Origin of the sequence: Candidatus Acidulodesulfobacterium ferriphilum, from assembly GCA_004195035.1 — a bacterium.
GTDB classification, from domain to species: domain Bacteria; phylum SZUA-79; class SZUA-79; order Acidulodesulfobacterales; family Acidulodesulfobacteraceae; genus Acidulodesulfobacterium; species Acidulodesulfobacterium ferriphilum.
This window is the reverse complement of sequence record SGBD01000002.1, coordinates 74057-96463: the sequence shown is the minus strand read 5'-3', so window position 1 is coordinate 96463 and position 22407 is coordinate 74057. Positions and strand designations below refer to the sequence as shown.

Genomic DNA, 22407 nt, shown 5'->3' with positions numbered 1-22407 from the left:
GTTAACAAAATTAACAATATAAAATAAATCAGGTGTGATTATGAGTTTTAACGATTCTTTAAGTATCGCCGCCCAGGGGCTTAACGCCGAAAGAATTAGAATGAATGTTATTGCTTCCAACCTTGCAAACATCAATACGGATAACGCGGGAAACGGTCTGCCTTATGTCAAAAAAGAACCGCTGTTTAAAACAGTTAAATTTAAAAACTACTTTGGCGTCGAGGTTGAAAGGATTGAAAATGCAAAAAATCCGTTTTCGGAAAAATATGACCCGGGCAGTCCGCTGGCAAACAAGGCTGGATATGTAAAAATCCCGAATATTTCATCTATAAGGGAGCTTGTGGATATGATATCGGCGACGAAGGCGTATCAAGCTGATGCGCAGGTTATAGCCGAGTCAAAAGCCATGTCCCAGGCATCGTTAAAAATTTGACGCTATATCGGAAAAATTTGTGATATACTACTAAGTAATAATAAAATAGTTATTTTTAAAATTTAAGGAGTGATTTTATGTCAGCGATTATAATAAATAATGCAAATAATTTAAATCCAGGCTCTATTAAAGAACTTAACCCAAATAATATTGCCGGCGGCGCAAACCAGGCCGCAGGCTCAAGTGGCGGCGGTTCTTTTGCAAATACTCTTTTAAATTACATCGATAAAGTAAATAATCTTCAGGAGGGCGCCAATAATCAAGCATCGGCTATTGCAACGGGGCAATCCTCGAATATTCATCAGGCAATGATAGATATGGAAAAAGCTAATAATTCTTTCGAGTTAATGATGCAGGTCAGAAATAAAATTATAACGGCATATAATCAAATTATAAATATGCAAGTTTAACAGGATTCTGCATTCGTCAAAGAATAGCAGGCTGAACTCTTTCGATTCCAATTAAAAATTTTATAAACTATGGCGACATCTTTTAAAGATTTCGGTTCCCAATTAGCAAAGTTTTACACGGAACTGTCAATAGAAAGAAAGATTGTGTTCTCTCTTTTGATTTTAGCCGTCGCAGGAGCCGTTTATTTTACGGCTATCTATGCCGCAACCCCTAAATACAGCGTTCTTTATTCTAATTTAAATTCGTCAAGCGCCTCTGCAATAATTGACAAGCTGCATTCTTACTCTATTCCGTATAAGCTTTCGAATCAGGGAAAAACAATATTAATTCCCGAAAATAAGGTTTACGAAACCCGTTTAAAGCTGGCATCTATAGGCCTCCCCCATCAGGAAGGGGTCGGATTTTCCATATTCGATAAGGTTCAAATAGGAATGACGGACTTTATCCAGCATGTAGATTATCAAAGAGCGCTTCAGGGCGAGCTTGAAAGAACGATAAATGAACTCAGTCAGGTTAAATATTCCAGAGTCCTGATTGTCTTGCCGCGGCAGTCTATATTCGTAAGCAGAAGGGTTCCCGCAAAAGCATCGGTCATCGTAAAATTAAGACCGGGAATGCATTTAAACAAAATGCAGGTAAACGGCATTATACACTTGGTAGCAAGCGCCGTCGAGGGGCTAAAGCCTAAAAATGTAACGATAGTTGATACGGACGGGCAGGTTTTATCCGTCCCGACAAAAGAAACATTTGAATACACCGTCAATCAATTAACCTATGTTCATAAAATCGAAAAAAACCTCGAACATAAGATAAATTCGATGCTGATACCCGTGGTCGGGGAGGGTAATGTCAACTCTAAAGTCTATGTAAAAGCTGATTTTTCGAAAAAAACGGAATCAAAATTAACTTACGACCCTAATACTACGGCGATTGTTTCACAGCAGACTTATAGATCTTCTTCTACGGGCGCCGTAAGACCATACGGCATTCCGGGAGCAAAGTCTAATCTTCCGCCCGGCAAAACCCCAATTCCTCTTGCCAAACCAAGTGTTCATACTGTAAGAAAAGATACTACCAACTATGATGTTTCTAAAAAAATCGAAAAAATTTCGTATCCGGCAGGAACAATAAAAAGAATTTACGCTTCCGTTCTCATAAACGGAACATATAAGGAAATAAAATCGCCGCAGGGCAAAATATCTCTACAATATATACCCAGATCGTCCGCCGAAATGAGTTTATTTAAAAGCATCGTAGAAACAGCGGTCGGATACTCAAAAGCCTCCAACGACAAGGTTGTGGTGGCGAATATTCCTTTCAAAAAAATTCACTATGCCATAACTCCGCCGCCTAAAAAAACACTTACGGCTATTATCAAATCCAATTTGGGGGAAATACTAAAATACGCCGCTATTTTGCTGGGCATTGCCCTTTTAATATTTTTTGTTTTAAGACCGATAATAAAATATATTACCGCTTATGAATCAAAACAGAGGGGGAAAACCGCGGAGGAAGAAAGGCTTGAAGCCTTAACGCAGATAAAACAGGAGTCTGTTCCGAAACCAGAGCATAATATAAAGGATGTCGCAACAAACATCGTTAGAACCGACCCCGATGCCGCAACAAATTATGTAAAAAATTTATTAAAAGAAACGGGTAGAGAAGTATAAAAATGGCGAGAAAATTTTCAGGTCCGGAAAAGGCGGCGATATTTCTAGTTTCGGTGGGCGAAGATGCGGCTTCCGAAATTATAAAAAGGCTTGAATTAATGGAAATACAGAAAATTACGAAATATATGGACCAGCTTCCGATAATCGAAAAAGACGACTCCGAATCGGTGCTGAAAGATTTTAATTCCAATTTTTCAAAAGTCGGCATAGTCGTTAAAGGGGATGATTTTGTTAAAAACCTTATAGCCAAATCTCTTGATCCCGATAAAGCAAAAAAAATATTAGATAATCTGCACGGCCCTATAGAGGAAGAAGGGCTTCAAACATTAAAATGGCTTGATCCTCATGTTATCGCAGATTTCGTAAAAAATGAACATCCCCAAACTATTGCCTTAATACTGGGGCATTTAGAACCTATACAGGCGGCGACGGTAATAGGTCTCCTGCCGTCGTCGATAAGGTCGCAGGTAGTCTTCAGGCTGTCCAAATTAGAAAGAGTTCCGCCGGGTATAATCAAAGACCTCGACGAGGTTCTTCAGGAACAGTTAAAATCGACAGGGCAAACCCAGAGCAGGTTAGTGGGCGGAGTGAGAATAGTGGCCGATATTTTAAACAATATGGACAAATCCATCGAAGAACCTATACTAAACGATATCGAAACGATGGATAAAGAAGAGGCGGAAAAGATAAGGGAGCTTATGTTTACATTTGACGATCTTGCAATGGTTGACGATAAATCTATGCAGTTAATGCTTAGAGAGATATCACACGACCAGATTGTTATGGCATTGAAAACAGCTTCCGACGAGCTCAAAAATAAGATTCTTGCCAATGTATCAAAAAGAGCGCAGGAAATGATAGCGGATGATTTAGAGGCATTGGGACCCAAAAAACTTTCCGAGGTAGAAAAGGTGCAGCACGAAATTTTAAAGATTGCAAGAAGGCTTGAGGATGAAGGCAAAATCAGCTTAGCCGTAAAAAGCGAAAGCGAAAAACTTGTTTAAAGCAATTAAAATAATGGCTGAAATTCTAAAAGGCGACGGTGTTAACATAGAGGGCAAGACCGTATATGACGGGAATAAAACACTATTAGTCAATGTCCTGCAAAACGAAGTTAAAGACGATAATAATGAATTAATGGCGGCTTTGGAACCTGTCCCTGTTTCACTTCAAAAATATATATTAAGCTATATAGAAAATTATAAAAAGAAATTGGGGAAAGAGTATCAGGGCAGGGAGAAAGCCGTCTTCGACAGCGCCAGAAAAAGCGGCTACGAAGGGGGTTTTAACGAGGGCAGGAACGAGGCGTTAAGATTGTTGGAAGATAGCATCAAAAACATTCGGAAAGCTGCAAATTCCATCGAACAGTTTAAAAATGTACTGTACGAGGATGTAAAAGCAGATGTAATAGAATTAACCTTCGATATTGCTCAAATCATTACAAAACAAATTGTTTCTACAAATTATGATGCGTTGAGGAGTATAATTGCCGATGCAATAAATAACACATCGGCAACGGTAAATTTTAAGATTTATTTAAACGCCGCCGATTATAATACAATAAATAAAAACCCTGACTTAATAAAAGATTCTATAACAAAAGAAACTAATATCGAATTTTTGCCCGACCCAAACATCCTGCCTGGGGATGTTATAATAAAAACCGATTTTGGTGAAATAGACGCAAGATTGGCTTCGCAGATAGCACAAATAAAAAAAGCCTTTACGAAAATAACGCCCAACTAAGGAAAATATTCAAATTTTCTTAATTTTTTTAATCTTAAGCCTTTCCTTCTTTGAAAGCCTGTGCGGATTCCCCTTTTTCTTACGGTTTGATGCATCCCCGTCCCCGTCCCCTTCTTCCCCTGCACGGTGCGGTGCAATATCGCTATAACCGCCGTTAATAATATTCCCTGCAAGCATTTTAAATTCTTCAGGGCTCATACATGAACAGTTCACGCCCTCGACGCTCCTTCTGATTTCATTGTCATTCGTGACGACAATAGAATTTTCACACCCTTTTGCAAGTCTTACAATAACATCGTCCGCCTTTTCGTCCTTTTTGGAATATATTATTTCGATATTTTGAAGAATATACCTCGATTCCGACAATTCAAGCGTATTGTACCCGTCAAAAACCACTATCACTTTATTTCTTTTTACATTATAATATTTTGATAAAAAATTGACGGTATCATCTCTAAGTTTTTGGAGTTTCTCGGATTTAACATTGATTTTAAAATATGAGTTGAAAATGAAGTTATATCCGTCTATTATAATTGTTATCATAATATATAGATTATAAATAATATGAGTAACTTTAGTCAAACCGAAAAAAACTTTAAATCATTAGTTTATATCATAATCAAATCAAAGGCGACGATTAGCCTCTTGAAGAATGGACTAAAAAAAACTATAGGCGAAGACAAGATAAGCGTACTGAAAAACATCGAAGAACTTCCCGCCAATGTAGGCAATAATACTTACATTATTATAGAAAATAATAAAACTTTTATATCTAAAATATCAAAAATATCCCCCAAAAGAAATGTAAAGCTTTTTGTATATATCGAGAGCATTTACAATTTAAATACGGATGATTTAATCTTTTTTATAAAACATGACATCGACCATATAATTCACCCTGAAAATATTAAATATCTTAATTATGAAAAATTTATAGATTCAAAAATTTTTAAGAAAAAACATTATAACGCTTTTATCGATAAAGAATCCTCCCTTTTGGCAGATTTATGTCAAAGATTTGACGACACGGATATTGATACCGGGGGCTCTCGCGGGATTAATATATACGGGATTTCAAATCATATCAGGACAACCGTTGAAAAAGCCTATAAAATATCGCAATCCGACAGCAATGTGTTAATAACGGGGGAATCAGGAACGGGAAAGGAGCTTATAGCAAGGTTAATACACGGCAAATCTAACAGAAATCAAAAGCCGATGGTTTCCATAAATTGCGGAGCTTTCCCCGAAGGGCTTCTCGAAAGCGAACTTTTCGGATATAAAAAGGGGGCTTTTACGGGGGCTTTTAACGATAAACCCGGAAGATTCGAGCTTGCCGATAAATCTACCATATTTTTAGACGAAATCGGCGATATGAGTCTTTCGCTCCAGGTAAAGCTTTTAAGGGTAATCCAGGAACGCGAAATAGAACCTATCGGCGCTATAAAGGCAAAAAAAATAGATGCAAGAATTATCTCTGCGACAAATAAAAATCTTGAGGATTTGATTGTAAAAAATCTGTTCAGGGAGGATTTTTATTACAGAATTAATGTTATCCCGATTCATTTAGCTCCCTTAAGAGAGAGAAAAACGGACATTATTATATTAATCTATTATTTTTTAAAAAAATTCAGCGCATATCAAAATAATCAGATTTACGGTATGTCGGAAGATGCGCTTGCAACCCTTCTGAATTACGACTGGTACGGAAATATCAGGGAAATAGAAAATCTTATCGAGATGCTTGTAGTATTAAACGAAAGCGGTTTAATCACGAACAAAGATATACCCGAAAAATATTTTAAAAGCGGCGCAAATACGGAAAATAATAAAATAGAAAAAAAAGATGCGATTAACAATTTAACTGTGCCGAATATCAAAGACATGCAAATGAGCTCCGAAGATTGTAAGTTCAATCTTAAGGATAAAATCGAAGAAATCGAGTTCGAGATTATACGAAAGGCTATGGAAACATCCGGAGGGGTAAAAGAAAAAGCCGCAAGAATGCTTGGCTTAAACAGGACCACCCTTATAGAAAAATTAAAAAGATATGAAAAAAATAGAAAGAAATAAAAAAAATCGGCCTATTTTTATCGCTTTAATAGTTTTATTGGCAACGCACTCTTTTTTTCTAAATAAAGCTTATGGAAAAACGGCGCCGGTCGAAAATAAAAAAGCCCTTATGTTGTATCGTAAAGCCGTGGAATATTATAACGTGGGCGACTTAGGAAGCGCATTGAACGGGGTTAAATTTATATTGGACAACGAACCGCTCCGAAAAACATTTTCATCCGATGTATATTACTTATACGGCAAAATACTTTATAAATACAGGGACTTCTTTATGGCAAAGCCCTATTTTCAAAGAATTATATATAAAAACCCGGATTATAAAAAAATTTATGATGTCATATTTTATATGGCAAGATGCGATTTTAATCTTAAAAATTACAGGCGCTCTATAAGAGATTTCGATTTTTTACTAAAAAAAACGGAAAAGGGAGCGGGGTTAAATGACAGGTCTCTTATTTATTTAACCCTTTCTTATGCGGCTTATCGAAAAGTAAAAGAAGCAAATAAATTATTCAACGAAGACGATGTCAAGACTATTTTAAAAAAAATAGAATATTTAAAGAAACGCGGAAATTATTTCAAGTCGGTCTATTTGAATTATCTTATAAAATATAGAAATAATTTATCCGATGCATTAATAATTTTAAATAATAAAAATTTATTTTATCCGAAAGAAAAGGATTTGTGTTATAAATATTATTTTGAAGGGCTTATCTTTTTAAAAGAAAAAAAATACATGGCTGCGCAAAATCTTTTCGCAAATTCCTCTAAATATTGTTCGGATTACTATTATCACGCTTCGGCGCTATATTACGGAATATCTTTAATAAAGCAAAATAATCCGGCGGGACTTAAATACATAAAAAATGAGTCGCTGGAAACGGATTATCCCGAAATTAAATTATCCGCTTTGAAATTTTTAGCAGAATTTTATAAAAAAAATAAAAAATACGAAACAAGTCTTGAATACTTAAAAAGAATATTGTTTAGCTACCTGCTGCCCGAAAAAGATATGGCTATATATGAAAAATCGGCATCGGATTTATTATTTAAAATCATAAAAAATATGTATAAACATAATGATTTTAAAAATTCATTTAAAATAATGGAAAAAATGGAATTTTTAATTCCAAATAAATTTATAAATCCCAAAATTTATTTATATCTTGCCAAAATTAAACTTAAAGAAAACAACAAAAAGGACGCCGCGGTTTATGCAAAAAAATATTACGATTTGAGTAAAAATATAAATTCGAAATTATTTTTGGCTTTCGTTTATTACGAAGCCGGAAAATACAAAGAATCGCTGCTCCTTTTAAACGGCATTCCTTTTAAAAGCGTCAAAGAAAATGCCACGAAAACAGGCATAATTAACTTAAAAATAGAATTGTATAAAAAACTAAATTATAAAAGCAGGCTTATAAATCTTTTAAAAGAAAACATAGACATATTCTATGGATTAGAAAAAATAAAAAATCTTTATCTTTTGGCCGTCTATGAATATAATCAAAACAATATGAAAAATGCATCGATATATTTTAACGATGCTGTCAAGAATGGATACACGAAAAAAAGGAGCTATGAAAATATTTTATACGGCACATACTATTATCTTGGTCTTATAAATTATAAATTTCATAACTATGCGGCATCGCTTTTAGATTTTAAAAAGGGATACGCCCTTGACAAATCCGGAAGGCACTTCCAATACGAGCTGTCTCAAATAGCCTTTATCTACCTTAAATATTTAAACAACAGGACGCAGGCGTTAAAATATTATGAAAAACTTAACCGTAATGCAGTCTCCGGAATCTATAAAAATCTTGCCGCTTCAATGATTAGCGCTATCAACCTGCAAAAATAAAAACCGCCCCGCCCATATTTTCCTGCAAAAAGCGCCGCTTTTAAAAGCACAGAAAAATATACGGGCTCCCCTCCTTTTTAAGGAGGGGAATTTAATATGAAAGGATTAAGGTATTTTGTATAGATTAAAACGCTATCCCCGTCCATATTTTTTATTTCGTCCGCCGATATTAGCGGATACAAACCCGATGCAACAGGTGTTTCGTGAAGGGCGTCATACCATAAAGATTTAATATCCCTTTTTATTAATTCTTTGTGAAATACATATTTTTCCCCCGACATGCCCGAATAATATTCGCAAGTTTCATGGCTTGCATGACCCATTATGATATGGGTTCCTATATTCGCCGTAATTAAAGAAGTATCCCTGTACTTGCTTTTTATAAAGGCGATATCCTGTGCGGTTAAACATACGCCTGTGTTTGTTTTTCTTAAGTTTGCAAGTTCGACATCGAAGTTATTTAAAGATAATGCAGGAAACTCATCTAAATACATAAATATGTCGCGGAATTCACCCTTGTTTTCGCTGCCGCTAATTTCGTTAATATCCGCTCTCAATCTTTTTCTTCTATCCTCATATACCCCGTTTATAAAAATATTGGTTATAAACGACATAAGCTTTGCTCCCCCAGAATTTATCCTTTCCTTCGGTACGGAGGTTATAAAGAGAGTATCATTTTCGAAAAAATCATCTATAAAAAAATCCTCGCTTCCTGTTTTATCCTTATCAATACCGGCATTACTTTTAAAATAAGCCGTAACATTTTCGTCATTCAAAAAGTCAAGGGTGTTTAGTATATCCGTGATAATTTTTGCTCTTTCGAAAGGCGGAAGTTCCAAGAAGTTATTGAATAACTCTTTTACCTTTTTATTATTTTCCCCATTAAATTTTATTATTTCTCCTTCGACGAACTTAATGCCCTTTTCAAAGAAACTCTTAGCGGTGATAAGATTAAAATATTTAACCTCATATTTGTATTTAAGGTATAAAAGACATCCGTAAAATATATCAGACGACCTTTTCGAATAATACCTGTGGGCGTGAACATCACCGCCGTTTAGTTCCGCTCTGTCGGGATAAAAAAGCAAGGAAGACAAATTATATAATTTATCGTTTGAAAGATGTTTTTTTTGCTTGTCTATTAAGGGATTAAAATGGATTTTTGGAAGGGCGCCGCTCTGTCTTCCGGGAAAGTAAGGGTCAAAATGTATAATCTTTTTCCCCGATTCCGTCCATTCTTTTTTAACGGATTCATAAAGGTAAGGGCTGTCGATGTCTATCGTAAATATGCTTAAATTGGCATATTTTGCGTCATTTATAATATTAGGAATTATATAGCGGGATGTCTTTCCGCCGCCGGTGGGAGAAACAATGAGCGTATGTTCAAACCTTTTTTTCCTATCAAGCCCGATCAGCAGATTCGGAAATTTTTTATTTCCGCTTAAAATACCCAGGTCAAATGGCTTATTTTTTTTATAAATCTCAGTTTGGCAAGATATATTGCATAAGCTATTTTTAAAATTATTGGGTAAATTTTTTGCGTCAATTTTTTGACTTATATTTATCTTATTAATTTTATTTTTAGAAATAATTAAAAATAGGGATAATATTATCCATATACAAATATATTCCGTAAAAATAAGGACAGGGTTAATAATTGTATTTTTATTCAATAAGATAGTAAGAATTATGGATAAAATTAAGGATACCGCCTGCAATAAGATATTTGAATTTACAAGATTTGCATTATTAGAGGCTTCACTGTTTAGCATTCCCTTTCGTTTTTTAAAACTAAAAGGCATATAGGCAAAATTGGAAACGATTTCTCCGTAAGCGGCAAAGCGGGCGGTTGCGGCAGGATGAGGGTTTTTATTCTTATTGAAAAACATATCCATACCCGCAGTGTCCCGTAACGGTTAATTTTTGAGCGCCGATTTGATATGCCTGTAAAGGTATATTGTTATAAATATTGCAACAATCAATATTATGAAGATACTAAACCGGCTAAAATATGGAAGTATAACATTTATATTTTCTCCCACTATCAAACCTAAATATGTTATACCCGTATTATAAACAAGGGAACCTGATACGATGTAAAGGCTAAATTTTTTATAATTCATAAGGGAAGCGCCCGGCGGGAAACCTATATAGGTTTTTATGACAGGCAGGCAAACGCCTACAAATACTGCAAAACCTCCATATTTTTTAAACCATGCGGTTGCCTTATCCATATCATTTTTATTAATAAGGAAATACCGCCCGTATTTTTCGATTAACGGTCTTCCACCCTTTTTTCCGATATAATAGAGCAGGGATGAGCCGATAAATGTTCCAACGGTTGCGCTCAAAACCACAAGATAAAAGTTCATCTTACCCTCTCCCGATAAAAAACCGGAAAACCCTAAAACAACCTCGGATGAAACGGGAAGGGCGCAAGACTCCAGAATCATTAAAAAAATAATGCCCGGATACCCTAAAGAAAGCGCCCAATGTATAAAAATTCCAATATAGCTTTTATTTAAGTCTTTAAGATTCAAAGTCATGCTTCCCCGCTAATTTATGTTTACGGACTTGATAGAATCGTAAACTACCGATAAGAGCGTGTCAAGGGTTTGCCTGTCAATGATAAGGGGCGGCATTATGACGATAACATCGCCGAGCGGCCTTATGATAACACCCATGTCCCTCGCCTTAAGAACAACTTTATGCCCTATTCTTTCTTTTTGTGCGAAAGTTTCCTTTGTGTTTCCGTCTTTGACCAATTCTATGCCCGCCATAAGACCTATGTTTCTTATATCCCCCACGATGTTAAGCAGCTTAAAGTCCTTAAGGGTTTCGTTAAAATGCGATATTAACGGCTTAATTTTATTGAGCAGGTCATATTTTTCAAAAAGCTCGGCGGATTTGACGGCTGCGCTTGCGGCAAGCTGGTTCCCCGTATAAGTATGTCCATGGAAAAAAGTCTTATTGTCTTCATAATTCCCCAGAAATCCTTCATAAATTTCCTTGGTAAAAAGCGTTGCCGCCATCGGGAGATACCCCCCTGTAATTCCTTTGGCAATACACATTATATCTGGATGAATATCCTCATGAAAGGCGGCAAACATTTTGCCGGTCCTGCCAAACCCCGTTGCGACCTCGTCCAATATTAAAAGAACATCATTATCCTTGCATGCCTTTTCTATTTTTTTCATATATCCGACCGGCATAGTTATCATACCCGAAGCTCCCTGTATCATAGGTTCGATAATTAGCGCGCATGCCTCGTCCGCATGAAAGCCGATAACCTTTTCGGCTTCCTTAGCGCAGTGAAGTTCGCAGTCAGGATATTTAAGATTAAACGGACACCTGTAGCAATAAGGATATGTAATTCTTATAGTGTCAAAAAGGAGCGGCTTATAAATAGAATGAAACAGTTCTATCCCCCCGACGGAAACGCTCCCAAGAGTATCTCCGTGATAAGCAGAGGTTGCCGCTATTATTTTTTTCTTATTTTTGAACTTTGCGCCCTTTTGCTTGAAATATTGAAAGGCAACCTTTAAGGCTATTTCAACGGATGTTGAACCGGAATCGGAATAGAAAACCTTTTTGAGATTTTTTGGGGAAATTTCTATAAGTTTTTGAGCAAGGATAGCGGATGGAACATTTGCAAGCCCCAAAAGCGTGCTGTGGGATATTTTGTCAACCTGTTCCTTGATAGCTTCGTTTAATTCCCTGTTATTGTGTCCAAAGATATTTACCCAGAGAGACGATACGCCGTCTATGTACCTGTTGCCGCGAATATCGTAAAGATAAACCCCTTCACCTCTTTCTATAACAATGTTTTGCTCATTTTCCCAGTTTAGCATCTGAGTAAAGGGATGCCAGACAAATTCTTTGTCTAATTTCTCTATGTCAATCATTTTTATTATATTTAATTTGTTATATTTACCCGGTAAATTTAATTTGGAATAGTCCGATAAACTTCGATATTATTGGAATAAAGATATGTTATTTTCTTCCATCCGAAATATACATCTATCTCAACCCTAAAAAACGATGAACGCGAAACCGGTTCTATTTTGTACGCCAAATCTTTATTTTTGGAAGAAAATATCCTCGCACCGTTATGAAACAGGTTTATTGCAAATCTATTTTTTTTAGGATTAATCTTAATACCGGAATATATTATAGCATTTTTATCTTTTTTGTCCATATTTAATGTATCGCCGCTAACATAAAACTTATCATCGTAAAATATCTCGAAATAAAAACCTTGCGGGTGCCCAAACATATCGTATGAAAAATAACATTTTCCGTTTTTTATTGCCCCTGCTATAAGTTTTTTATCGTTATCTTGATTTCCCGATGGCCTTTTATCAAGCAAAATGTGAGTCCTTGCAACGGTGAACAACTCCTCGTATTTAGGCATTTTAATCTTAAAATTCTTTGTTATTTTAACATTGGAATGCGCATCCGTCGAGGCTATGCCTGTTTTTAAATCCTTATGTTTTTGAACGCTATCCCAAAATTTTATGGTTTTTTTCGGTTTATGCGATAAAAAATGCATGGCATAAAACGGATTTATCCTGTATGTTAAAAAAACAAGAAATATGTACAAAGGGTTCATCCCTCTCCACTGTGAATCAAGGTTTATGATTTCAATCCCGTCATAACCTTTCACTTTAAAATTTTTCCATGGAGTCCACCAGTTGTGCGGGTGGCAAATTATAGAGACGCCGTTTTGTTTTTTAATATTGGACAGCACATCGAAGTAATCGCCCCTTTTAATCTCATTATTTATGCCGATCGCCAAAAGATGTCCGAACCCGGTATTTATTTCTTCGGCGGCAAAATAAAGAAGTCTGCCGTAATAACCTTCTAAGCCGTCATATTTTGGCTTTAAGGTATTATGGTCGGATGAAATTAAAAAATCGGCTTTAAGCCTTTTTGCAATTTTAATGATATACTCGATTTTTCCCGAGCCGTCCGAATAAACCGTATGAAAATGTATTATTCCGTTTAATTCAACAAGGTTTTTGTGTCTTTTAGACGGTTCAAAATTTAAAAAATTAATTTTTAATTTAAAAAGTTTTACCCTTATGTACAAAAATAAAAAGAAAAATATTAAGAAGAGCAAAGCCGATTTAGACATTAAAACTAATATAGGTATAGGCAGGTTCATATTATTGTTATAGATATTATTGTTATAAGTAAAAGTTTTTTATTTTTACAGGGATTTAAGGTTTTATAAAATTAGTGGATAAATAGTTAATTAAAGCTTCTTTTGATTTATCCCTTTTTTCGAGATAATAGTTTAAAGCGTTTAAACCGGTATTCCGCCTGTATATATCATCATTTATAAGTTTATATAAAGTATTTTTAAAATCCCGCTCCGTGATAACCGATATAGCGTTATTTTTTAGCATGCAGGCAATAATATCACGAAAATTATACGCATAACTGCCCGTTATTACAGCCTTTCCGAATGAAGCCGGCTCTAATATATTATGCCCCCCTCTTTCGCTTTCGTACAGGCTTTTCCCGACATAGACGATATCCGATAACGGATATATGCCGTCAAGGCTGCCGTAATCGTTAACGATAAGCGATTGAAAACTATTATTTTTCAGAAATCCCGCCCGTATGTCTTTATCGTTAATATTTTTAAGGTATGCAGGTCTAAGATTTAAATTTGAAGCAATTTTAAATAATTTCGATGATATTTTTATATTTCTTGGAGCAAAGATAAATTTTAAATTACGGTTTTGATTTAAGTCCTTGTCAAGCGTGATATCTTTAACCATTTCAAGGATAAACTTTGATTCATTTTTATGAATGGATACGAAAGATACGACTAAGTCTTTATTGTTATCGCGCCTAACTTCCGTATTATTTCCGTTATTATCCAAATCTAAATTAAATTTTAAAGAATCAGGTAAAACGGTTATTAGAAATTGGTTATTTAAAGAATCCGGAGATAAAATTTTTTCTAAAAAAATTTTATTATCCTCGCCGGATACCGTTATGAAAATAGTTTGCGGATGTTTTACGGACAGGGTCCCGATTTTTTTAAAAAAGAGCGGATTTATATCGAGGAAACATATCTTAGCGTTAACATTTAAAAGTTCCCTGATTAACTTATTAGATACGGGGTGTTCGATAGATATAAAATAATCCGGCTTAATTGCCGATACATAAAGGTTCGGCAATTTTTTAAAAATACCGGCCGGATGAAAAAAATATATTATATTGTTAAAATCCGCGGGCGGATTTAATATTTTTTTAGCAAGGGCATAAGTGGAATTTGTCTTAAAACTAATAAAAAATAGCGGTTTATTTTTATCGTTATTTTTTTCTAATATATTATTAATAATGCTTATAATGTATAAAGCCAGTCTGAATTCGCCAAGCGATTCGGCAAAAAGCCAGAACTTTTTAGGCCTAAAATTATCGCCGTTTGCATTGCCGCCGCTAAAAATATTTTCTTTTATTTTTAAAAAAAGGGCTTCGTCAAGCGCCAGAGTTTGTTTGATTTTTGCAAAATTATCCATTTATGAATTAATCAGCGGTTATTTATTGATTTTTTTGGCTTCTTCTATGAGAAGTATCGGGATGTCATCCTCGATTGGATAATATACGCCGCAGGCATTGCAAGCCAATATCTTTTTTTCATTCTTGTCATCCTCCCGTACCGACATGAACTCAAGATGTCCATGGCATTTTGGGCAAACAAGAAATTCATCCGCCATTTCTTTAATATTCATATATACCCCGCCCCCATCACTCCCCCGACATTATATAGTAAATGGGGAGTGATTTTCTTTTTATCCGTTTATTATTTTAAAAGTGGTTCCGTAATTGGAATCTTCCAGTAATACCCCTTTTTTCAGCAGCATATTTCGAATTTCGTCCGCCATTTTATACTCCCTTTTCTTCCTGAGCATATTGCGTTTTTCAATAAAAGCCTGTATTTCTTCCTCCGTCAAAGATATTTTTGATGTATCTTTAAGGTTCGTTTCAATGAAAAGTTCAGGATTTTCTTTTAAAATTCCAAATATATCCGAAACCAAGGGTATGAATAATAGCGCTTTATCTAAAAAGTTTAAGTCATTATGGTTTATAGAGCCGTTCGATAAAGAATCGTTAATAATTTTATTAATTTTTCTTACAAGGTTAAATATCACCGATAAAGCCGAAGGCGTATTGAAATCGTCGTTCATCGCGTCATAAAAATCGCCGCTAAAATCTTTAATCTCTTCCACACCCTCTTCTCGTTCCTCATTTAAATAATTAATTTTAATATCGCCCTTGCCTATCTTATCTTTAAAACCTTTATATAAATTTATAGCCTGATAAAGTCTTGCAAGGCTATGTTTTGCGCTTTCAAGCCCCTCAAACGAAAAATCTATAAACGACCTGTAATGGGTAAACATAAAAAAAAGCCTTATAACCTCGGGATTGTATTTTTCAAGCAAATCCCTGACCGTAATAAAATTTTTAAGCGATTTAGACATCTTTTCGTTATTTATATTAACAAATCCATTATGAATCCAGTAATTCACAAACTTCTTTCCCGTATAGCTTTCGGATTGGGCTATCTCGTTTTCATGATGCGGAAATATCAAATCTGACCCTCCCCCGTGAATATCTATACTTTCTCCCAGAAACTTCATGCTCATAGCGGAACATTCTATATGCCAGCCCGGCCTCCCTTTTCCCCAGGGGCTGTCCCAGGACGGCTCGCCCGGTTTCGACCTCTTCCAGAGAGCGAAATCCAGAAGGTTTTCCTTTTCTTCGTTTAACGGGATTCTTGCGCCGGCCAAAAGTTCGCCCAAGTTTTTGTGCGAAAGTTTTCCGTATCCTTTGTAAGAGTTCACCCTAAAAAAAACATCCCCATTTTTCTCGTATGCATGACCTTTATCTATAAGACCTCTTGTTAAATCAATCATTTCTTTAATGGTTTCGGTAGCCCTTGGTTCATATGCGGGCGGCAAAACGGAAAGCGCATTCATATCTTTATGATATTCACCTATATATTTTTCGGAAATCGAACTTACGGTGGCGTTCTCTTCATTCGCCCTTTTGATTATCTTGTCGTCTATATCGGTAAAATTCCTCACATATACAACATCATAACCAAGCCGTTTTAAATATCTGTATATTATATCAAAGGTAATGTATGCGCGCGCATGCCCGATATGGGACAGGTCGTAAGCGGTAATTCCGCAAACATACATTAAGACCCTGTTCCCCTCGATAGGTTTAAAAAGCTCCTTTGATGAGGAGGCGGTGTTGTAAATATATAACTTATTATTTTTATTCATATTTTTTATAAATTATCCTTTAAATTTATTTTCATCTTAATCCGGTTATGCCTTAAAGGATAACGGCAATGTTATATATTAACATATTTCCCTATTTTTTTTAATCGTTTTTACACATAAATTTAACAAAAATTTAACGCAAATTTAACAAAACTGTCATAATATTGAAACATTATAATGATATATTAATTTTATCGTAAATATTTATCGTAATATTGTTCGAAAAATGATAAGGAGCAATGTCGTAATGGAACTTAATATCGGGGAAGACAATAAATTTCTGGGCGGTAAAATCAAAAACGAAAGTAAAGACGGTTTATCCCATTCTTTAGAAAACAAGAACAAATTTAAGGATATCGAGAACGGCGGACGGGAGGTCAAATCGCTTTTAAATTCCGGTTTTATAATTAAAAACGACGAGGATTTTTTGTGCAATACTTATGGCTTTATCGATAAAAATGTCAGAAATAATTATAACAATATATTTCTTAGAAATAATTTCGTAGAAGTTCAAGGGGCGTCGTTCCAATCGATGACGGTATATGGAAGAAATACCACAATTAAAAACATGATAATGTCTAAAGATAAATTTATGGAAATTAATCTTGCGAGAAAGGCAAACAATTTTGGGGCGGATAATAATTTTAATAATGAATTTAAATTATCCGATTTAACTTTAAAAAATTATTTTTCATTAAAACAAAATAATATAAATATCGATCCTGATAATATTTCTCCCGGAATTATTATAATTAAACATCCGGATAATTATAAAAAAGTGGAATACTCTATCACTGAAATGCCTTCCGTATATAATTTTAATAATGGGTTGCAAACAGGTAAGGGCAACCCCGATAATCAAAAACCGTCCCTTGGAATATTGCGTGATTACAAAAAGACAACCGACGGGTTTAAAAATGTCAGGGTTGATATCGACGGGAAAAATGCCATTGAAATGGAATCTATTCATAACTGGCAAAAAATTAAGGATTATGTAAAAACAAGGGATATATTGCATATGAATATAGAAGGTAAAAACTTAGATAAAATTCAAGTGCATCATATTACACAACTTCAGGACGGGGGAAAAGAGAATGTAAAAAATTACATCGCGTTAAGCGAAGGCACCCATAAACTTGTCGATTCTTATAAACTTCTTTTAGATAAAAATAGTTCCGTGTACAGGGAATTATATAATTCAAAAATCACAAACGCAAAAGATAATACCGTAAATATGGAAGAAAAAAACGCCAAAAATATTGTAAGCGAGACAGGAGGATTAAATTTGAGCGATAAAATATTTTTAAACAGTTTAAAGTTAGAGGTGGAATCTAACTCCGCTTTAAGGCTTAATATGTTAATAGACAAACCCGACAAGATTAAGATGCTGTTTATGGATCAAAAAACCGGCGAAGAGTTCCGATTAATTTCGGCAAAGGCGGCAATAGATAACGAGGAGGACAAAAATATCGTTAAAGCGGCATTAAATAACTTTATTCAAGAATTGGCAACAAGCCTATAAAATTCAAAATTTAATTTATATGGAAGATATGAAAATATGAAAAATACTAACGAAAACGAAACGCAAGTCCGGCAAGACGCAAGTCCGGCGGAAATAGAAACCGCCTCAAATGAAGCAAAAAAATATGATTTATTAAAAGAGTATATCGATGCATTCAGGCAATCGTACGACATAGACAGCGAATATAATAAAAACGATAAGGAATTGGATGAAAACGGAAAAAGGATATTGTTCGATAAAATAATATGCAATTATTATGAAATACTTATCGGGGCTTTTAAAAATCTCGCAAAATATAACAAAAAATACACTGATGAGCTTATAGCCGTATATGCGGAAATGTGGAAAATGTCTCCCAGAGTGAAGGACAGAGATTATTTTACCCCATATCTTTATGATTTATGTAAATTTTTATTTGAAAATAAAGAATTCGGCAAATTAACATTTTTCTATAACTTAATGATTTTTAGCAGGGAGATTCCGTTTTTGGCATATAACGAGGAAATGGAAAGCTATTTAAGGGATGCACATTTGCAAATGGGGGAGGAAGACCCTTTCGAAGAATTCAGGAGAAAGAAAAAGGAAAATGTATCAGGCGGATTTGATATTAATTCGTTCAACGAATTATATGAAAGATTCTTTCAAATACTTAAATTATGGAAAGAAAGAACCGAAGGATACTATTCGAAGGATGAAATATTTTTTATGACAGGACTGTTTATTTTAGATGAATTAATAGATTTATTTTATATTAACAATGAGGAAAAGCTCTCGGAAGTAAAGGGTTTTGAAAGTATTGACGGGGATAGGAGCATATATAATTCCATTTATAACGAAAAAATTTATAACGAATTAATGCTTTACTATAACAGCGCCTTGAAATATTTAAAGAAAGCAACGGCATACAATCCGAATAACCCGAGGTATTTTTACGAATACGCAAGATGCTTAAAAAATTCGGGGAAATCAAACGAAGCGGAAATATTTTTTAAAAAAGCTTTTGATTTAAATACAAATGAAAATAAAGACGCACCGTAATAATAAAATTAAAATCAACTAAAGCTGATAAATTTAAGGTCTGTCATTTCTTCCAGTGCATATTTTATGCCTTCCCTGCCGAGTCCGGATTCTTTAACTCCGCCATAGGGCTGATGATCTGCCCTTGTTGTCGGAATGTCGTTTATCAAAATTCCGCCTACATCTATGTGTTTAATGCAATACAGGGCGTTTTTAATGTCATTTGTATAGACGCCTGCCTGAAGACCATATATGGAATCATTTACAAAATGAACCGCCTCGGTAATTTCGTTAAAGCTGACGACCGAAACGATTGGAGCAAATACTTCGAGGCAGGATATTTTCATTTTAGGGTTAACATTAGAAAATATGGTTGGATTCATAATGTTTCCGTTAAAATCGCCCCCAAGTTCAACCCTCGCCCCTTCTTTAACCGCCTCGTCAACCCATTGAACTATTCTCTGTTTTGCCTCGGAATTAATAATCGGGCCTATATCGGTATTTTCATCTGCAGGATCGCCTATTTTTAATTTTTTAGTTTCCTTAATAAAATGCTCTATAAACTCTTTTTCGATATTTTTATGAACATATATTCTTTGAAGTGAAATACAGACCTGCCCGGAATTATAAAACGACCCTATTACTGCCTTTCTTGCCGCTTCAATAATATTTGCCGATTTATCGATAATGAGCGCGGAATTACTGCCAAGTTCCATAGTATATTTTTTAAGCCCGCCCTTTGACATTATCTCTTTCGCCGCTTTGGGACTTCCGGTAAAACTGATCATTCGTATCTTTTCATTTGAGACAACTGCTTCCCCCGTATCCTTATCGCCATATAAAAGGTTTACGGCCTCTTTTGGCAAACCTGCTTCGATTAAAGCGCTGACAAGATAATGAGCGGCGATAGAACCGTTTATGGATGGTTTAAAAATTATGCTATTGCCCGCGGCTATTGCCGGAGCAATCTTGTGCGCGGGAAGGTTTACGGGAAAATTAAAAGGGGTGATGGCGGCAATAATACCTATCGGAATTCTCACATAAAAAGCGATTTTATTCTCAAACCCCTTAACAATGTCCATCGGAACGGTTTCGCCGTGTATCCTTTTTGCTTCCTCGGCGGCAAATTTAAATAAATTAACCACCCTTTGCGTTTCGATTAAAGAATATTTCAAGGCCTTGCCGACTTCAAGAGAGATAAAACGGGCTATTTCTTTTGATTCTCTTTCTAAAATTTTTCCGGTCTTTTCTAAAATTTCATACCTTTCATAGGCATGAAGATTTTTCATTTTTAAAAAACCCTTTTCGGCAGAAGAAACGGCGGATTCAATATCGGTTTTATCCGGCTTGCTTAATAAGCCCACGATGTCATTGTTAAAGGGATTTCTCACTTCGTAGGTCTCTTGTTTTCCTATCCACTCTCCATTTATAAATAAGGGGTAATTTTTGGCGCGGCCCATATGTAATATATAATTAATTATTGGATTTATTTATTTAAAAATCTAAAACAATCCGTCAATGTGTCGGTATTATTATAGCTAATAGGATGCCTTTTGTCAATTGGCCGAATTTGGTTTAAATTTGGTTAAAAACGCAGAACTTCCGCATATTCCCGTAATTTTAAAATTAAAAGCTGGATGGCCGATGTATTAAGACTTTCCGTAATAGCATGAAAAACAATAATGCTTATTGTCGTGTTCGGCCACCTTTGTTTTTTCTTTTAGCTGGATTTCGCCGCATTTGTTGCATATAACAAGATAATTTATAAGCGTTTTTACCAACTTTTCACGCAAAACCTTATCGTTCAACAAATCCAAAATAAGCTCATGCTTTAAATCCCTATAGGCGTTGTCATGAATAAGACGGCTTACGAATTCATCCCTGCCTGCTCTTTCGAAACTTCCTTCCATTGTCAATCCCCCCTTTATTTTAGTTTTATAAATTTTATAACGATGTTATATTTATATATGCAAATATAACTCTATATAGATAAATAAATTATCAACCATGTAAGATTATAGTTTATAGATACGCTATTTAATAAAATTATATACCATAAAATTAAAAAAATCAAACAGCGTTTATAAAATAATAATATTTTTTGGGGGGTAAAGATAAAAGGTAAAAAAAATAGATCTGCTATAATAATGTACGGATGCCAAATTTTATCTGGTATGACCGTTTAATAATTTTGCGATATAAAGAGAGTAGTAACTTATTATAATGTCTGCCCCTGCTCTTTTAATAGAAGTAAGCATTTCAAGAGCGGCGTCGTCTTCTTTTAAATAACCGAGTTTGGATGCCGCTTTTATCATGGAGTATTCGCCCGATACATTATATGCGGCAAGGGGTCTCTGGAATGCCTGTTTTATCCTGTATATAACATCGAGATAGCTTAAAGCGGGTTTAACCATAATAATATCCGCACCCTCGTCTAAATCTAGCCGCGTCTCGAGAATAGCCTCCGCGGCATTAGAAGGATCCATCTGATAAGATTTTCTGTTGCCGAATTTTGGAGAGCAGTCTGCCGCATCCCTGAAGGGTTCATAAAAGGATGAGGCATATTTTGAAGAATAAGACATTATAGGGATATTTATAAGCCCTTCGTCGTCTAAAGCCTCCCGTATCTTTTTTACCCTTCCGTCCATCATATCCGACGGAGCTATTATATCTGAACCTGCTTTTGCATAAGAAACACTAATCTTTGCCAAATATTCGAGGGTTTCGTCGTTTTTTACATAACCGTTTTCATCAACGATTCCGCAATGCCCATGGGAGGTATAGTCGCATAAACAAACATCCGTGATAACAATTAGACCGGGATAAATATCCTTTATGCTCTTTAATGCCTGTTGAACTATGCCGTCGTCCGAATAGCTTTCAGAGCCGAATTCATCTTTGCGTTCAGGAACACCGAAAATAAGGATACCGCCGATATTAAGACTGATTACATTTTTAAGTTCTTTTAAAAGTTCGTCTACCGAATAACGAAACTGGTCGGGCATTGTCCCTATCGGTTCTTTTATGGATTTTCCATGGGTTACAAAGTAAGGCATAATAAATTTTGACGGCTCAAGGGACACTTCTCTTGCCAACCTTGATAAATTAGGAGAAGTTCTTAGTCTCCGAGGTCTTATCAATGGATAACCTGAAATCATTTTTAATAATCCTCCGCATTATTTTGTATAAATAAAAATAAGCAATAAACATTCAAACCAATAATATATTTTTCCGGCGCTTTTTTATTATATCATAACGCTTATGAAAAAGAGATATATTAAACATGCAGATTAAATCATGAAACACCATAATCCCGATTTAAAATACACAATTAATATTGGAATATCGAAAATAGTTTCTAA

20 protein-coding genes are annotated in these 22407 nt (G+C 35.0%); 9 read left to right on the top strand and 11 right to left on the bottom strand.

What is annotated here, in order from left to right; all coding sequences use genetic code 11:
• The first annotated feature begins 40 nt into the window (after positions 1–40).
• The 5 genes from flgC to EVJ47_04835 all read left to right on the top strand — a co-directional run bounded on the left by flgC (position 41) and on the right by EVJ47_04835 (position 4260).
• Entirely contained in the window at positions 41–433 is a 393-nt protein-coding gene (gene flgC / locus EVJ47_04855) for a flagellar basal body rod protein FlgC (protein RZD14502.1), read from the top strand.
• Positions 434–510: 77 nt separating this feature from the next.
• Positions 511–843 carry a flagellar hook-basal body complex protein FliE gene (gene fliE, locus EVJ47_04850; protein RZD14501.1) on the top strand — a complete coding sequence of 111 codons (333 nt, stop codon included), beginning with the start codon at positions 511–513 and terminating at the stop codon, positions 841–843.
• 69 nt (positions 844–912) lie between these two features.
• Positions 913–2514 carry a flagellar M-ring protein FliF gene (gene fliF, locus EVJ47_04845; GenBank protein RZD14500.1) on the top strand — a complete coding sequence of 534 codons (1602 nt, stop codon included), beginning with the start codon at positions 913–915 and terminating at the stop codon, positions 2512–2514.
• Positions 2515–2516: 2 nt separating this feature from the next.
• On the top strand, positions 2517–3518 hold the full coding sequence (gene fliG / locus EVJ47_04840) for a flagellar motor switch protein FliG (GenBank protein RZD14499.1): 1002 nt from the start codon (positions 2517–2519) through the stop codon (positions 3516–3518).
• 13 nt (positions 3519–3531) lie between these two features.
• Complete coding sequence (locus tag EVJ47_04835; protein RZD14498.1) at positions 3532–4260, top strand: hypothetical protein; 729 nt, start codon at positions 3532–3534, stop codon at positions 4258–4260.
• 9 nt (positions 4261–4269) lie between these two features.
• Here EVJ47_04835 and EVJ47_04830 read toward each other — a convergent pair whose 3' ends face one another.
• The gene (locus EVJ47_04830; protein ID RZD14497.1) at positions 4270–4803 is read right to left on the bottom strand and encodes a hypothetical protein; all 534 of its coding nucleotides are present in this window, start codon (positions 4801–4803) and stop codon (positions 4270–4272) included.
• A gap of 21 nt (positions 4804–4824) precedes the next feature.
• Here EVJ47_04830 and EVJ47_04825 point away from each other — a divergent pair, with 21 nt between their 5' ends.
• Together EVJ47_04825 and EVJ47_04820 are read left to right on the top strand one after the other, a co-directional pair.
• The gene (locus EVJ47_04825; GenBank protein RZD14496.1) at positions 4825–6333 is read left to right on the top strand and encodes an AAA family ATPase; all 1509 of its coding nucleotides are present in this window, start codon (positions 4825–4827) and stop codon (positions 6331–6333) included.
• Positions 6311–8197 (top strand): hypothetical protein, encoded by a 1887-nt coding sequence (locus EVJ47_04820; protein RZD14495.1) that lies wholly within the window; start codon positions 6311–6313, stop codon positions 8195–8197. Before EVJ47_04825 ends, EVJ47_04820 begins: the two co-directional genes overlap by 23 nt.
• Before the next feature lie 77 nt (positions 8198–8274).
• Here EVJ47_04820 and EVJ47_04815 read toward each other — a convergent pair whose 3' ends face one another.
• The 7 genes from EVJ47_04815 to EVJ47_04785 all read right to left on the bottom strand — a co-directional run bounded on the left by EVJ47_04815 (position 8275) and on the right by EVJ47_04785 (position 16506).
• Positions 8275–10092, bottom strand: a complete 1818-nt coding sequence (locus EVJ47_04815) for a hypothetical protein (protein RZD14494.1) — start codon at positions 10090–10092, stop codon at positions 8275–8277.
• A 21-nt stretch (positions 10093–10113) separates the two neighbouring features.
• A complete protein-coding gene (locus tag EVJ47_04810; GenBank protein RZD14493.1) occupies positions 10114–10743 on the bottom strand; it encodes a DedA family protein in 630 nt (209 codons plus the stop codon).
• A gap of 9 nt (positions 10744–10752) precedes the next feature.
• On the bottom strand, positions 10753–12102 hold the full coding sequence (gene bioA / locus EVJ47_04805) for an adenosylmethionine--8-amino-7-oxononanoate transaminase (protein RZD14492.1): 1350 nt from the start codon (positions 12100–12102) through the stop codon (positions 10753–10755).
• Positions 12103–12140: 38 nt separating this feature from the next.
• Positions 12141–13334, bottom strand: a complete 1194-nt coding sequence (locus EVJ47_04800; protein ID RZD14491.1) for a hypothetical protein — start codon at positions 13332–13334, stop codon at positions 12141–12143.
• A gap of 85 nt (positions 13335–13419) precedes the next feature.
• Complete coding sequence (locus tag EVJ47_04795) at positions 13420–14733, bottom strand: hypothetical protein (GenBank protein ID RZD14490.1); 1314 nt, start codon at positions 14731–14733, stop codon at positions 13420–13422.
• Positions 14734–14751: 18 nt separating this feature from the next.
• Positions 14752–14946: a Trm112 family protein gene (locus tag EVJ47_04790; GenBank protein RZD14489.1), complete on the bottom strand. Its 195-nt coding sequence runs from the start codon at positions 14944–14946 to the stop codon at positions 14752–14754.
• A gap of 60 nt (positions 14947–15006) precedes the next feature.
• Positions 15007–16506 carry a cysteine--tRNA ligase gene (locus EVJ47_04785; GenBank protein RZD14488.1) on the bottom strand — a complete coding sequence of 500 codons (1500 nt, stop codon included), beginning with the start codon at positions 16504–16506 and terminating at the stop codon, positions 15007–15009.
• Between the two features lie 247 nt (positions 16507–16753).
• Between EVJ47_04785 and EVJ47_04780 the strand changes: the two genes are divergently transcribed.
• The gene (locus tag EVJ47_04780) at positions 16754–18028 is read left to right on the top strand and encodes a hypothetical protein (protein ID RZD14487.1); all 1275 of its coding nucleotides are present in this window, start codon (positions 16754–16756) and stop codon (positions 18026–18028) included.
• Between the two features lie 36 nt (positions 18029–18064).
• A complete protein-coding gene (locus EVJ47_04775) occupies positions 18065–19066 on the top strand; it encodes a tetratricopeptide repeat protein (protein RZD14486.1) in 1002 nt (333 codons plus the stop codon).
• Positions 19067–19080: 14 nt separating this feature from the next.
• On the opposite strand, the gene EVJ47_04770 is transcribed toward EVJ47_04775, so the two are convergent.
• From EVJ47_04770 to hemB, 3 genes are all read right to left on the bottom strand, one after another.
• Entirely contained in the window at positions 19081–20505 is a 1425-nt protein-coding gene (locus EVJ47_04770; GenBank protein ID RZD14485.1) for an aldehyde dehydrogenase family protein, read from the bottom strand.
• Between the two features lie 189 nt (positions 20506–20694).
• A complete protein-coding gene (locus EVJ47_04765) occupies positions 20695–20955 on the bottom strand; it encodes a hypothetical protein (GenBank protein RZD14484.1) in 261 nt (86 codons plus the stop codon).
• 255 nt (positions 20956–21210) lie between these two features.
• A complete protein-coding gene (hemB, locus tag EVJ47_04760; protein RZD14483.1) occupies positions 21211–22203 on the bottom strand; it encodes a porphobilinogen synthase in 993 nt (330 codons plus the stop codon).
• Positions 22204–22407 lie beyond the last annotated feature (204 nt).